Origin of the sequence: Sphingopyxis indica, from assembly GCF_032879645.1 — a bacterium.
In the GTDB taxonomy this organism is placed as follows: domain Bacteria; phylum Pseudomonadota; class Alphaproteobacteria; order Sphingomonadales; family Sphingomonadaceae; genus Sphingopyxis; species Sphingopyxis indica.
The window spans coordinates 3,411,255-3,425,123 of sequence record NZ_CP076394.1; the positions used below are offsets into that span (position 1 = coordinate 3,411,255).

Annotated in this window: 12 protein-coding genes; 7 read left to right on the forward strand and 5 right to left on the reverse strand. The window is 66.9% G+C overall.

The genetic code is table 11. The features are described 5' to 3' along the window. Positions 1–55 precede the first annotated feature (55 nt). Positions 56–1,537, forward strand: a complete 1,482-nt coding sequence (locus KNJ79_RS15950) for an AMP nucleosidase (RefSeq protein ID WP_317151811.1) — start codon at positions 56–58, stop codon at positions 1,535–1,537. A gap of 211 nt (positions 1,538–1,748) precedes the next feature. On the opposite strand, the gene KNJ79_RS15955 is transcribed toward KNJ79_RS15950, so the two are convergent. Continuing rightward, positions 1,749–2,234 (reverse strand): SRPBCC family protein, encoded by a 486-nt coding sequence (locus tag KNJ79_RS15955; RefSeq protein WP_317151812.1) that lies wholly within the window; start codon positions 2,232–2,234, stop codon positions 1,749–1,751. Between the two features lie 48 nt (positions 2,235–2,282). Here KNJ79_RS15955 and KNJ79_RS15960 point away from each other — a divergent pair, with 48 nt between their 5' ends. Beyond that, positions 2,283–2,636 (forward strand): ArsR/SmtB family transcription factor, encoded by a 354-nt coding sequence (locus KNJ79_RS15960; protein WP_317151813.1) that lies wholly within the window; start codon positions 2,283–2,285, stop codon positions 2,634–2,636. Between the two features lie 497 nt (positions 2,637–3,133). Here the strand turns inward: KNJ79_RS15960 and KNJ79_RS15965 are convergent, their stop codons facing one another. The 4 genes from KNJ79_RS15965 to KNJ79_RS15980 all read right to left on the reverse strand — a co-directional run bounded on the left by KNJ79_RS15965 (position 3,134) and on the right by KNJ79_RS15980 (position 8,304). After that, the gene (locus KNJ79_RS15965; RefSeq protein ID WP_317151814.1) at positions 3,134–4,978 is read right to left on the reverse strand and encodes a M2 family metallopeptidase; all 1,845 of its coding nucleotides are present in this window, start codon (positions 4,976–4,978) and stop codon (positions 3,134–3,136) included. 76 nt (positions 4,979–5,054) lie between these two features. Continuing rightward, a complete protein-coding gene (locus tag KNJ79_RS15970) occupies positions 5,055–5,807 on the reverse strand; it encodes an alpha/beta fold hydrolase (protein WP_317151815.1) in 753 nt (250 codons plus the stop codon). Between the two features lie 61 nt (positions 5,808–5,868). Further along, positions 5,869–7,533 (reverse strand): M28 family metallopeptidase, encoded by a 1,665-nt coding sequence (locus KNJ79_RS15975; protein WP_317151816.1) that lies wholly within the window; start codon positions 7,531–7,533, stop codon positions 5,869–5,871. 123 nt (positions 7,534–7,656) lie between these two features. Next, complete coding sequence (locus KNJ79_RS15980; protein ID WP_089217428.1) at positions 7,657–8,304, reverse strand: 2-hydroxychromene-2-carboxylate isomerase; 648 nt, start codon at positions 8,302–8,304, stop codon at positions 7,657–7,659. Between the two features lie 122 nt (positions 8,305–8,426). Here KNJ79_RS15980 and KNJ79_RS15985 point away from each other — a divergent pair, with 122 nt between their 5' ends. The 5 genes from KNJ79_RS15985 (at position 8,427) to KNJ79_RS16005 (ending at position 13,833) form a co-directional block, all read left to right on the forward strand. Continuing rightward, positions 8,427–8,885 carry a MarR family winged helix-turn-helix transcriptional regulator gene (locus KNJ79_RS15985; protein ID WP_317151817.1) on the forward strand — a complete coding sequence of 153 codons (459 nt, stop codon included), beginning with the start codon at positions 8,427–8,429 and terminating at the stop codon, positions 8,883–8,885. Further along, a complete protein-coding gene (locus KNJ79_RS15990) occupies positions 8,885–10,012 on the forward strand; it encodes an HlyD family secretion protein (protein ID WP_317151818.1) in 1,128 nt (375 codons plus the stop codon). Before KNJ79_RS15985 ends, KNJ79_RS15990 begins: the two co-directional genes overlap by 1 nt. Positions 10,013–10,022: 10 nt before the next feature. After that, the gene (locus KNJ79_RS15995; RefSeq protein ID WP_317151819.1) at positions 10,023–11,612 is read left to right on the forward strand and encodes a DHA2 family efflux MFS transporter permease subunit; all 1,590 of its coding nucleotides are present in this window, start codon (positions 10,023–10,025) and stop codon (positions 11,610–11,612) included. A 96-nt stretch (positions 11,613–11,708) separates the two neighbouring features. Next, entirely contained in the window at positions 11,709–13,229 is a 1,521-nt protein-coding gene (locus KNJ79_RS16000) for a PAS domain-containing sensor histidine kinase (RefSeq protein ID WP_089217391.1), read from the forward strand. Then, complete coding sequence (locus tag KNJ79_RS16005; protein WP_089217392.1) at positions 13,219–13,833, forward strand: response regulator transcription factor; 615 nt, start codon at positions 13,219–13,221, stop codon at positions 13,831–13,833. The genes KNJ79_RS16000 and KNJ79_RS16005 overlap by 11 nt, the downstream gene beginning before the upstream one ends. The last annotated feature ends 36 nt before the right edge of the window (positions 13,834–13,869 follow it).

The following is a 13,869-nucleotide window of genomic DNA, read 5'->3' on the forward strand; positions in this document are numbered from 1 at the left end:
GGAGGGGCTTGTCGCCCCCTTCCCTTTTGTCACAATTTCGTGCAAGAGCGCCGCGATGACGACCTCATCGACCGCCAACGACATCGCCGATCCCACCGCCCGCGTCGAGGCGATCCTCGACGAGCTCAAGGCGCGCTTCAAGGCTTCGGTCTCGGCGCTCAAGGCGGCGATCGCCGCCTATGTCCACGACGGCACCCTGCCGCCTGCCGACGCCGCCTCGACCGGCCTCTTCGACTATCCGGCGCTGCGCCTCACCACCTCGGGCGAGCTGCTCGCCGGCCAGGGCCATAATCTCGCCTTCGGCCATTTCGAGCGCGCGGGCGAATATGTCACCACGGTCACCCGCCCCGACCTCTTCGAAAATTATCTGCGCGACCAGCTGAGCCTGCTCGTCCGTCATTACGACGTCGAGATCGAGGTGACGCGCACCGGGCAGCAGATCCCCTTTCCCTATGTGCTCGACGCGAGCGACGGGTCGGACATGGGGCGCGTCACCCCGCTCGACCTCGCGCGCCATTTCCCGACGACCGAGCTTGCCGACATCGGCGACGAACTCGCCGACGGATTGTTCGGGCTCGACCCGACCGCGCCGCTGCCGCTCGCGCTGTTCGACGCGCTGCGCACCGATTTCAGCCTCGCGCGGCTGCGCCACTATACCGGCACCGCGCCCGAGCATTTCCAGCGCTATATATTGTTCACCAACTATCACCGCTATGTCGACGAATTCGTCGCCTGGGCGGGGTCGCAGGTCGGCCAGGGCCGCTATACCGCGCTCGCCGGCGCGGGCGGCCTCTATGTCGACCGGTCGGGGGTCAATGCGAGCGCGCTCGTCGCCGACAGCGCGTGGCGGCGGCACCAGATGCCCGCCTATCATTTGATCGCGCCGAACGGCAGCGGCATCACTTTGGTCAACATCGGCGTCGGGCCGTCGAACGCCAAGACGATCTGCGACCATCTCGCGGTGCTGCGCCCCGAGGCGTGGATGATGATCGGCCACTGCGGCGGGCTGCGCCCCAGCCAGCGGATCGGCGACTATGTGCTGGCGCACGCCTATCTTCGCGACGACCATATTCTCGATCAGGTGCTGCCGCCCGAAATCCCGATCCCGCCGATCGCCGAGGTGCAGCAGGCGCTGGCGCGCGCCGCCGAGGCGGTGTCGGGGACGAGCGGCGCCGACCTCAAGAAACGGATGCGCACCGGCACCGTCGTCACCACCGACGACCGCAATTGGGAGTTGCGCTTCACCGACTCGGCGCTGCGCTTTTCGCAGTCGCGCGGCATCGGCATCGACATGGAATCGGCGACGATCGCCGCGCAGGGCTATCGCTTCCGCGTGCCCTATGGCACCCTGCTCTGCGTGTCGGACAAGCCGCTGCACGGCGAACTCAAGCTGCCCGGGCAGGCGAACCGCTTCTATGAGGAGGCGATCGCCGCACACCTCCAGATCGGCATCCGCACCTGCGAGATATTGCACGACGAGGGCGCGAAGCTGCACAGCCGCAAACTCCGCGCGTTCAACGAGCCGCCGTTCCGGTAGGTGGCCGAAGATGGACGCAGATCCTCCCCGCTTTGCGGGGAGGGGGACCGCCGAAGGCGGTGGAGGGGGATCGCGGCTGAAGCGCCGCCGCGTAAGGACGCCAGCCCCCTCCGTCAGCGCTCCGCGCTGCCACCTCCCCACAAGTGGGGAGGATTTCTTCGTCCGCCCCCCGCCCCGGAGCGGGCATCCCGGTCGCCCCGGAAACCGCGCGCTACTTATACATATCGGCGCGCAGGTGGATGCCGTGCTCGATCCAGACCTTGAGCGCGCAGAGCATCTGCGACCAGCCCTGGCAATTGCCATAGGAGGCGCCGAGCGCGCCCTGATTTTCGCGCCAGCCCTCTTCGGCGATCTCGACGAGGGTGCGGCGGCCGTCGTCGAGCGGCTTGAACGCCATGGTGACGCGGGTGCGATAGTCGGCGTCCCTGGGCTCGCTGCCTTCGACATTGTGCGCCTCGCCCTCGCTGGCCTGCCATTCGAGGATGATCCGCTCGTCGGGCACGACCTCGATCACATGAACCGGAAAGGCGCCGGGGAAATCGTGGAAGTCCCACGTCACCGTCGCGCCGGTTTCGAGCCGGCCCTTGGCGCCGCCGGTCGTGAAATATTCGCTGAGCTGCGCGGGGTCGGCGACCGCCTCGAACACCTCATGCACCGGCTTCGCAATCCGCGCCGCGACCCTGAATTTCAGTTCCATGATCCGTCTCCGCTTGAGTCGCACCCGATTATGTTGTAAATTCATAACATGTCAATCCACGACGATTTCGACCGCCTTTTCAAGGCGCTCGCGCACGCGGTGCGGCGGCAGATCCTCGACGACCTCAGGGATCAGCCGCTGACGACGGGCACGCTGTGCGCGCATTTCCCCGAACTCGACCGCTGCACGGTGATGCAGCATCTGAAGGTGCTGGAAGATGCCGATCTGGTGATCGCCGAACGCCGCGGGCGCGAGCGCTGGAATCACCTGAATGCAATGCCGATACAGGACATCCACGACCGCTGGATCGGCCCCCACGCCGCCGCCGCGAGCGCACGGCTGGCGCGGTTCAAGCAGAAGGTGGAGGCGGCGTCCCGAGAGGATGCGAATGGCGATGACTGAAAGCGACCGGTTGCGGACTTTCTTAAGCCCCTCCTCTTCAGAGGAGGGGTTTGGGGTGGTGCGCTGGCTGGGCGTTCGGTCGAGGCGACCACCCCGCTGCGACTAACGCGCAAGGCGCGTAAGTCTCGCTGCCCCTCCTCTGAAGAGGAGGGGTTGGGCCAATGTCTCGAATCCACCCCAAGTCGGACATCAGCCGCGAAAAAAGGCTGTCCTACATTGTCCGGCTGTGCCAGCCTTCGTCTCGGCTCTTTCGACGTGTGGATAAAAACGGTCACGGCCCGGTTACGGATGCGGGCGGGAGCCGGCTCGGCATGGTCGCCGAACGCGGCCCATCGGCGGCTGCACAAGGCTGAACTTTGCTGAACTTTGAAGCGACGAGGCCGACCCGGCCCGCGATTACCAATGACGGCGATGGCAACTGGCCACCCCGAAGCTGCCGCTCCATAAAAAAGGGGCCGGGAAATACATCCCGGCCCTTTCGCAAAACCCAAGGCGGCTTACCACCCCGACGGATGCCCCTTATTCTGTTCGTCGAGCCATTTCTTGAGCGGCGCGAAATACTCCATCATCGCCTTGCCCGACATTTCGCGCGTGCCGGTGAAGGCCTGGAGCGCATCGGGCCACGGTTTCGACGCCCCCATTTCGAGCATCGCGTTCAGATTGGCGCCGACCTTCTTGTTGCCATAGAAGGAACAGCGGTGGAGCGGCCCCTTCCACCCCGCCTGCTTGCACGCCGCCTGATAGAATTGGAACTGCAGGATGCGCGCGAGGAAATAGCGCGAATAGGGCGTGTTGCCGGGGATATGATATTTGGCGCCGGGATCGAAGGCGTCGGCGCCCCGCTCGACCGGCGGCGTGATGCCCTGATACTGGCGGCGCAGATCGGTCCACGCCTTGTTATAGTCGGCGGGCTGGATCGTGCCGTCGAACACGCCCCAGCGCCAGCGGTCGACGAGCAGGCCGAAGGGCAGGAAGGCGACCTTGTCCATCGCCTGCCTGAGCAGCAGCCCGATATCCTTGTCGGCGCCCGGCACCTGCGATTTGTCGAGCAGCCCGATGTCGACCAGATATTGCGGCGTGATCGAGAGTGCGATGAAGTCGCCGATCGCCTCGTGGAAGCCGTCGTTGGCGCCGTTGAGGTAGAGATAGGGCTGCTTGTTATAGGCGCGTTGGTAATAATTGTGGCCGAGTTCATGGTGAATGGTGACGAAATCGTCGCTGTTCACCTTGATGCACATCTTGATGCGGATGTCGTCCTTGTTGTCGACGTCCCACGCCGAGGCGTGGCACACGACCTCGCGGTCGGCGGGCTTCAGGAACAGGCTGCGCTTCCAGAAGCTGTCGGGAAGCTTCGCGAAACCGAGCGAGGAATAGAAATTCTCGCCCGCCCTGACCATGTCGAGCGGCCCCTTGCCCTTCGCCTTCAGCAGATCGCCGATGTCATAGCCGAGGTCGCCCGAACCCGCCGGCGCGACGAGCGGATAGATATTGCCCCATTCCTGCGCCCACATATTGCCGAGCAGGTCGGCGCGGATCGGGCCGGTCTTCGGCTGCACCGCATCGCCATATTTCTCGTTCAGCTTCCAGCGGACATAGGTGTGGAGCGCCATGTAGAGCGGCTTCACTTCCTGCCACAGCCGTTCGGTGGTCTTGGCGAATTCCTCGGGCGGCATGTCATAGCCCGATCGCCACATCGCGCCGACGTCGCTGAAGCCCAGCTCCTTCGCGCCTTCGTTGGCGATGCCGACCATGCGCGCATAATCGTCCTTCATCGGCGCGCCGACATTGTCGTGCCAGCTCGCCCACATTTCGGCATATTCGGCGGGCGTATGGTCGAGATTGCCCATCTCGGCCTCGATGTCCGAGCCCGAGATCGGCTTGCCGCCCAGCGTGCCCTTGCCCTTGCCATATTGCGACTGAAGATCGGTCGCGATCGTGTTGAGTTCGGTCGCCGCGCCCGGCGTCGTCGGCGCGGGAAGGACGAGGCCGGTGCGCAAAATGTCGAGCTTGCGCTTCGTGTCGGCGCTGAGCCCCGGCACATTCATATATTTCGCGGCTTCGAGCGCATATTGCACCGATTTTTCGGTGCCGACGGCGTTGATCCGCGCCGCCATCGCGTCGGTGTCGTCGGTGATATAGGTCGCGTTGACCCAGTTCACCTGGCTCGCCTCGACGCTATAGTCGAACAGATCCTTTTCGACGGCGGCGACGAAGGCATCGGCATCGGCGGCGGTCGGCGCGGCCGCGGGCTGGCTGGCGGCGGCGGGTGCGTCCTGCGCGAAGGCGGGGGCGGCGAGCGCAAGCGACATCGCAAGCGACACGGTCGAAATCATGGCTTTCATGGGGTGCTGTCCTCTGGGTGTGGGGTGCGCTCTCGACGGCGCGATGACCCCAGCTTGGCGCGAGCGCGCCACAGGGTCAAGCGGTGAGGAAGGCCGCGATCGCCTCGCCGAGCTCGGGCTCGGTCACGCTCGACATATGCGTGCCGGGGATCGTCCTGAGCCGCGCATCGGGCAGCGCCGCGACCAGTTCCTCGGCCGACCCATTGTCCTGGTCCTTGTCGCCGCACACGACGAGCACCGGCATCGTCAGCGCCGCCAGCGCTTCGGGCGGCGTGTCGGTGAAGCTGTCGAGCAGATGGCCGGCCGCGATGCGGTCGACCTTCATCGTCTTCATGAACTGGATCGACAGCCAGGTGTCGTCGCCGCGCTTCGCGCTGTCATATTCGGCGATGGCGCGCTTGAAAAAGCGCCCGCGCCGCTGCCAGCCGGCGAGCCCCGCGAGCCCCATGCCGCCGAGGATCAGCCGCCGCGGCCGCATTCCGGCAACAACCGCGCGGACGCTGGTGCGCGCGCCGAGCGAGAAGCCGCCGAGGTCGAAATCGGCAAGGTCCAGATGCGCGACCAGGTCCTGCAGGTCGTCGACGAGCACGTCGGGCGGGTAATGCTCCGCCCCGTGCGGCGCGTCGCTCGACCCGTGGACGCGCAGATCGGGCATGATGACGCGGTAGCCCGCTTCGGCGATCCGCGCCGCCGTCCCGAACTTGATCCAGTTGACCTCGGCGCTCGAAAACAGGCCATGAAGCAGCACCAGCGGCGCCCCCTCGCCCATTTCGCGCCACGCCAGCCGCACGCCGTCGCGCGCCTCGAAATAATCGGGTTCGATGCTCATGGCCTGATTCCTTACGCGCGCGGCGGCGCCCGGCGCAATGACCGGCGCAGCGCGAGCGCGCTTATTTTCGCGCCGCAGCGCTCCGGTCGCGGATCGCCTTGAACTCGCTGCCCGCTTTCCATTCGGGCCAGCGCGACGAGTGCGCGAGTTCGTCGCCGATTTGGTAGAAGAGCGCGATGTCCTGCACCGCGCCGCCCAGGTTCCAGTCGGGGCTCCAGGCGTCGCACGCCTGATGATAGCATTGGCCGGTATAGGCATCGACCCACGCCTGTCCCGCTTCGCGGCCGCCCTCGACGAGGTCCGACGCGCCGGCGATTCCCATCATCAGCAGGACGGGAACGCCGCGCTTGGCGAGGCTGAAATGGTCGGCGCGAAAGAAGAGGCCGCGCTCGGGCAGGCTTTCCTCCGCCACGCTACGCCCCTGCTTCGCGGCGAGCCGCGCCAGATCGTCCTCGAGCGTCCCCTGCCCCTTGCCGACGAGGATGACGTCCTTCGCCGGGCCCGCGGTCTGGAGAATGTCGAGGTCGAGGTTGGCGACGGTCTTTTCGACCGGATAGACGGGGGCGGCGGCATAGGCTTCGGAGCCGAGAAGCCCGCGTTCCTCGGCGGTCCAGAAGGCAAAGACGATGCTGCGATCGGGCGGCGGCGCCGCCTTGAAATTGCGCGCGATCTCCAGCAATCCCGCGACGCCGAGCGCGTCGTCGTTGGCGCCGGCGCGATAGATGCGGCCCTGCGCGTCGGGCGGCCCTTCGCCATAGGCATCCCAATGCGCGCCATACATCACCACTTCGTCCGGCCGCTTGGCGCCCGGAATTTTCGCGAGGACATTCTGGCTTGGCAAGACTTCGTGGCGAACCGGGATTGCCGCATCGAAGGTCGTGCCAAGGTCGACCGGTTTGAAATCGCTGCGCCGTGCTGCCGCGCGCAGCCGGGCAAGATCCTGCCCTGCGCCCGCGAAGAGCTTTTCGGCCGTCGCGCCCGAAATCCAGCCCTGCAATGCCAGGCTGGTGAGCTGATCGGGCGCGCGGACGATGTCGTAATTTTCGCCGCCCGGGCTTTCGACGACGTTCCAGCCATAGCCCGCCGCCTCGGTCTCGTGAACGATCAGCGCGGCGACCGCGCCGCGGCGGGCGGCCTCCTCGAACTTGTAGGTCCAGCGGCCATAATAGGTCATCGCCCGCCCGCCGAAGCGGCCCGCGACCGCCTCGCCCGGCTGCGCCGCGAAATCGGGATCGTTGACCAGAAAGACCGCGACCTTGCCCTTCAGGTCCTGGCCCTTGAAATCGTCCCAGTCGCGTTCGGGCGCGCTCACGCCATAGCCGACGAACACCAGCGGCGCCTTGTCGACGACTGCGCGGTCGCTCGGGCGAAGCGTCGAGAGATAGATGTCGGTGCCGAAAGTCAGCGGCATTTTCGCGCCTCCGCGCTCGAAGGCGAGCGTGTCGGGCACGCCGAGCCGCGTGTGAAGCAAAGGCACCGCCTGCGTCCAGCCGCCGCCGGTGCCGCCGGGTTCGAGCCCGAGCGCCTGAAGGCGGCCGATCAGATAGCCGATCGTGCGATCCTCGCCGGCGGTGCCGGGCGCGCGCCCCTGAAACTGGTCGGAGGCGAGCGTGCGGACCGTCTGGACGAGATTATCCGCGTCGATCCCGCCCGCGGCATCGGGCGTCGATTGCGCCGCGGCAGGCGCGGCGAAAGTGGCAAGCAGGGCAGCGAAAGCAAAGCGCATGGACATGAAGCAAGGATTTCCCGGTTGTTGACCGGCCTAGCCTAGAGACTTTTGCCCAGCGATTGAAGGCGGTTGCCCGAAAACAGGCGGTCGGCGTGCCCGATTGCTGCCGAGCCGCCGCGCTCAGCGCGGCTTGAGCCCCTTTTGCGCCATGCGCCACTTCGCCATCTCGATCCGGTCCTGACCGAAGAAGGGCTCGCCGTCGAAAACCAGCGTCGGCACGCCCCAATGGCCGGCGATTTCGAGCGCGACCTGGTTCGACGCGATTTCGGTGTCGAGCGCCTCGGCCTCGCGCTCGACTTCGGCATCGAGTTCGGCAAGGTCGAGCCCAGCCCGTCGCGCGGCGCCCGCGAGATGGTCGCCGAGGTGCCAGTTTTCCGCCCCGCCCCAGATCAGCTGCGCGACCTCGTCGCAAAAGGCGAGACTCTTGCCGCGCCGCGACGCCGCCTGGCCGAGCCGGGTCAGGCGATAGATATAGGGCTGATCGGCCGCGATCTCGCGCGTCATGACATTCTGGACGATCGGGTCGGGGCGCGGCGGGCCGAAGGGGATGCCGTGGAACTGCGCGACGCGGATCATGTCGCGCATCGTATAGCTGAGCCAGTTCGGATGGTTACGTTCGAAAAAATCGGGCTGGCGGATCGCGAGCGGATAGACGGGGCGCAGGTTGATCGCGATGTCGTGGCTCGCGCTGAGCGCGCGATAGCGGCCGATCGCCAGATAGCTGTAGGGCGAGCGAAAGGACCAGAACAGATCGGCGGACAGGGTCATTGGCGCCATCCTGCCGAAAATGCGGCGTAATTCAAGCACCCGCGCGGCAATCGCCACCGCAATGGATATTTTGCTGCGACGCAGCATTGTTTATAGTAGCAATTGCTATTATATGCAGCGCCATGAGCGAGACGATCGGCTTCCTCTTGAACGACACCGCGCGGCTGTTCCGCCGTGCCTTCAACGCGCGCACCCGCGACAGCGGTATCACCGCGCTGCAATGGCGGCTGCTCGTCTATCTCAGGCGCCACCAAGGCATCAGGCAGGGGCCGCTCGCCGATCTCATCGAGGTCGAGCCGATCACCCTGTCGCGCATGGTCGACCGGCTTGCGGAGTCGGGCCTCGTCGAGCGCCGCGCCGATCCGACCGACCGCCGCGCCTGGCTGCTCTATCTGACGCCGCGCGCCGACGCGCTGCTCGACGGGATGCGCCGCACCACCGACGCGCTCGCCGAGGAAGCGACCGAGGGGCTGAGCGATGCCGAGCGCGCCCAGCTGATCGCGCTTGTCGGCCGCGTCCGCTGCAACCTGTCGCGCCGCGATGCGATCCCCGAATCCGAACGAGAAAAAGAGGCCATATAATGGACCAGCTCTCCCCCGACCGCCCCGGTGCCGCGACGCGCGCCGAAGGGGTGAAACCGCCCAAGGCGGCGCCGAAGGCCGATCCGGTGCCCGCGCCGGCACCGCCTGCGGCCGCCGAAACCGAAGCCAGGCCGAACTGGCGCACCCGCGCGCTGATGTTCGGCATGCCGCTGGCACTGGCGCTCGCGGGTGGTGCCTGGTGGCTGCTCAGCGGCGGATCGGTGTCGACCGACAACGCCTATGTCCAGATGGACAAGGTGTCGGTCGCGGCCGAGGTCGGCGGACTGATCACCGAGGTCGCGGTCGACGAAGGCGAGCTCGTCAAGAAGGGCCAACTGCTCTTTCGCATCGACCCGCAGCCCTATGCGCTGACCGTCGCGCAGGCGAGCGCGGCGATCGCTTCGGCCCGGGTCGATGTCGGCAATCTGAACGCCAGCCTTGCGGCGACCAACGTCGACATCAAGGCGGCCGAGGAGGACATCGCCTTCGCTCAGTCGCGCTTCGAGCGGCAGGCGGCGCTGATGGCCAAGGGCTTCACGACCAAGGCCGATTATGATGCGGCGAAACATGCGGTCGAACAGGCGCGCGCGCGGCTCGGACAGGCCCGCGCGGACGCCGCCGAAGCGCGCGCCAGGCTGGCGACCGGCGGCAGCGGCACCAACCCCGAGGTCGAAGCCGCGCGCGTCCAGCGCGCGCAGGCCGAGGTCAATCTCGGCCGCACCGAAGTGCGCGCGCCGAGCGGCGGCCGCGTCGCCGAATCGGACCGGCTCCAGATCGGCCAGATGATGGTCGCGGGGCTGCCCGCGGTGACGCTCGTCGATACCGAGCATCCGCGCGTCGAGGCCAATTTCAAGGAAACCGACCTTGCCGACATGTGCGTCGGCCAGCCCGCCGAAATGACCTTCGACGCCTATCCGGGGCTGAAGGTTCGCGGCCATGTCGAGACGATCGGCGCGGGCACCGGCAGCGAGTTTTCGGTCCTGCCGGCACAGAATGCGACCGGCAACTGGGTCAAGGTCACGCAGCGCGTCCCCGTGCGCATCGCCTTCGACGAAGTGCCCTCGCGCGCGATGATCGCGGGGCTGTCGACCGACGTGAAGGTCATCACCTCGGGCGGCTGCAAGTAACGGAGCGGTCATGGCGAGCCGCGCCTTCCCCCGCCGCGCCGCGCCCGCGGCGACGCAGGTCAGCGACGACCGGCCGCTCCACGAGCAGGTCCAGTTTCGCGGGCTGCTCACCGTCGCGGTGATGGGCGCGTCGGTGATGCAGATCCTCGACACGACGATCGCCAACGTCGCGATCCCGCACATGCAGTCGAGCCTCGGCGCGACGAGCGAGACGGTGAACTGGGTGCTGACCAGCTATATCATCGCGACCGCGGTCGCGATGCCGATCACCGGCTGGCTCGCCGACCGCGTCGGGCGGCGCAGGCTGTTCCTCCTGTCCGTATTCGGCTTCATCATCGCCTCGATGGCGTGCGGCGCGGCGCAGAATCTCGAGGAAATGGTCCTGTTCCGCTTCCTCCAGGGGATCAGCGCGGCGTTCATCGGCCCATTATCGCAGTCGGTGATGCTCGACATCAATCCGCCCGAGCGCCACGCGCGCGCGATGTCGATCTGGGGCATGGGGATCATGGTCGGGCCGATCCTGGGGCCGATCATCGGCGGCTGGCTGACCGAGAGCGCGAACTGGCGCTGGGTCTTTTACGTCAACCTGCCCGTCGGCGCGGCGACCTTTGCCTTGATGTGGGCGCTGCTGCCCGCGACGGGGCGCAAGAGCCGCAAGTTCGACCTGTTCGGCTTTTCGATGCTCGCGCTCGGCCTCGCCTCGCTGCAATTGATGCTCGACCGCGGCGCACAGGAGGACTGGTTCGACAGCATCGAAATCTGGATCGAGTGCGGCGTGTCGGTCGCTTGTTTGTGGATGTTCGTCATCCACCTGCTTACCGGGCGCAACACGCTGTTCGATCGAAAGATGCTCGCCGACCGCAACCTGCTGACCGCGCTCGGATTCATGGTGGTGATCGGCGTGGTCATGTTCTCGTCGATGGCGCTGCTTCCCCCGATGCTCCAGCGGCTGTTCGACTGGCCGGTGATCGACACCGGCTGGGTGCTCGCGGTGCGCGGCATAGGGATTTTCATCAGCATGGCGATCGCGGGGCGGCTGCTCGGCAAGATCGACGCGCGCTGGCTCGTCGGCAGCGGCCTCGTCATCGCCGCCTATTCGCTGTGGCAGATGAGCCACTGGTCGCTGACGATGGGGGCGTGGCCGGTGGTCGTCAGCGGGCTCGTCCAGGGCCTCGGCATGGGTCTGATCTTCATTCCGCTCAATACCATGGCCTTTGCAACGCTCGGCCCGACGTGGCGCACCGATGGCGCAAGCCTGCTCAACCTGCTGCGCAGCGTCGGCGGGTCGGTCGGCATTTCGGTGGTGACGACGCTGCTCGGAACCAACACGCAGGTCAGCCACGCCGACCTCGCCGCGCATATCACCAGCGGTTCGGTGCCGCTGATCGACCCGTCGACCGCCGACCGGTTCGGCGCGCTCGGCGGTGGCGCGCTCGCGATCGTCAATGCCGAGATCAACAAGCAGGCGGCGATGGTCGCCTATATCGACGATTTCTGGGCGATGATGTGGGTGACGCTGATTTCGGTGCCGCTCGTCATCCTGCTCCGCCCGCCCGGAGCGAGTGCGGCAACGGCATCGGCCGCCGACATGGGGCATTAGCCAAAACCCTTGAGCGGCGTGCCGCCGCCCGTGCTATGCGAACGGCATTCAAGGGAGAGCAGATTGCGCCGGCACGATGGCAAAGCCCGTATCGACATGGCACCCGGCGCGGGCGACGGGGCCAGCGAGGAACTCGCGCTGCTGATCGACGGCGCGCAGGGCTATGCGCTCTATCTCCTCGATGCGGCGGGCCGGGTGTCGATCTGGAACCGCGGTGCGCAGCGGCTGCTCGGCTGGACCGAGGATCAGGTCATCGGGCGCGACGCCGCGATCTTCTATCCCGCCGATGCCGTCGAGGCGGGACGGCCCGGCAAAGATCTGGCCGAGGCCGGCCAGAGCGGGAAATTCACTACCGAGGATTGGCGCGTTCGCAAGGATGGGGCCGAATTTCTCGCCGAGGTTTCGATCACCGCGCTGCGCCACGCCGACGGCAGGCTGCGCGGCTTTGCGACGGTCGTGTCCGACATCACCGCCCGGCGTGCGACCGAGGATGCGCTGCGCGCGCAGGAAAGCCATTTGCGCTCGATCCTGTCGACCGTCCCCGACGCGATGGTCGTCATCGACGACCGCGGGCTGATCCTGTCGTTCAGCGCCGCCGCCGAGCGGCTGTTCGGTTATGACGAAGCCGAATTGCTCGGCGCCAATGTCAGCATCCTGATGCCCTCGCCCGACCGCGAGCGCCACGACGGCTATATCCAGCGCTATCTGCGGACGGGCGAAAAGCGGATCATCGGGATCGGCCGCGTCGTGTTCGGCCAGCGCAAGGACGGATCGACCTTTCCGATGGAATTGTCGATCGGCGAGGCGGCGAACGATGCGCATCCGCTGTTCACGGGCTTCATCCGCGACCTCACCGAAAGGCAACAGACCGAAGCGCGGCTCGAATCGTTGCAATCCGAACTCATCCATGTGTCGCGTCTCAGCGCGATGGGGACGATGGCATCGACGCTCGCGCACGAGCTCAACCAGCCGCTCACCGCGGTCGCCAACTATGTCGAGGCGATCCGCGACATGCTCGCCGACCCCGACCCCGACGACATGCCGATGATCCGCGAAGCGCTGGACGACACGGCCAGGGAAGCGCTGCGCGCCGGGCATATCGTGCGCCGGCTGCGCGATTTCGTCGCGCGCGGCGAGGTCGAGAAGACGATCGAGAATCTGCCGGTCCTGATCAACGAGGCGGCGGTGCTCGGCCTGATCGGCGCGCGCGAAAAGGGCGTCGAGCCGCGCTTCGACCTCGACCCCTATGCCTCCCCCGTGCTCGTCGACAAGGTTCAGATCCAGCAGGTGCTGATCAACCTCATCCGCAATGCGGTCGAGGCGATGAGCGATTGCCCGGTGCGCCGGCTGACCGTATCGAGCCGCCCCGACCAGCCGGGTTTCGTCCGGGTGGTCGTCGCCGATACCGGTGCCGGCGTGCCCGCCGACCTTGCCGGACGATTGTTCACCGCCTTCGTCAGCACCAAGGCGGGGGGCATGGGGCTGGGCCTGTCGATCTGCCGCACGATCGTCGAAGCGAACGGCGGCCGCATCTGGATGGAGGCGGGCGACGACGGCGGCACCCAATTTCATTTCACGCTGATGAGCGCGAACGGGGAAGAGCGCGATGACGGATAGGAAGCTGGTTCACATCGTCGACGACGAGGACGCCATTCGCCGGTCGGCGGGGTTCATGCTCAAGACCTCGGGCTATGACGTTCAGACCTGGCCGCACGGCGCGGCCTTTCTGAAGGAGGTTCGCCACGCCCCCGACGGCTGCATCCTGCTCGACGTGCGGATGCCCGAGATGGACGGGCTCGAAGTGCAGCAGGCGCTGCTCGACCGCGGCGTGACGATGCCCGTGATCGTCCTCACCGGCCACGCCGACGTGTCGATCGCAGTGCGCGCGATGAAGGCGGGGGCGGTCGATTTCCTCGAAAAGCCCTTTGAAAAGGCGGTGCTGCTCGGTGCGATCGAGGCGGCTTTCGAGCGGATGAGCGCCGCCGGCAGCGCCGCCCGGCGCGCCGCCGAAGCCAATGTCGTGCTCGGCGTGCTCACCCCGCGCGAGCGCGAAGTGCTCGAAGGGCTGGCGCAGGGCCTGCCGAACAAGACGATCGCCTATGACCTCGGCATCTCGCCGCGCACCGTCGAGGTGCATCGCGCCAATCTGATGGCGAAGCTCGAGGTGCGCAGCCTGTCGGACGCGCTGCGCCTCGCCTTCGCCGCCGGGCTCGGTGCATAGGGAGCAATACGTAGCGACCCTGTCGCCGCGCGCGGT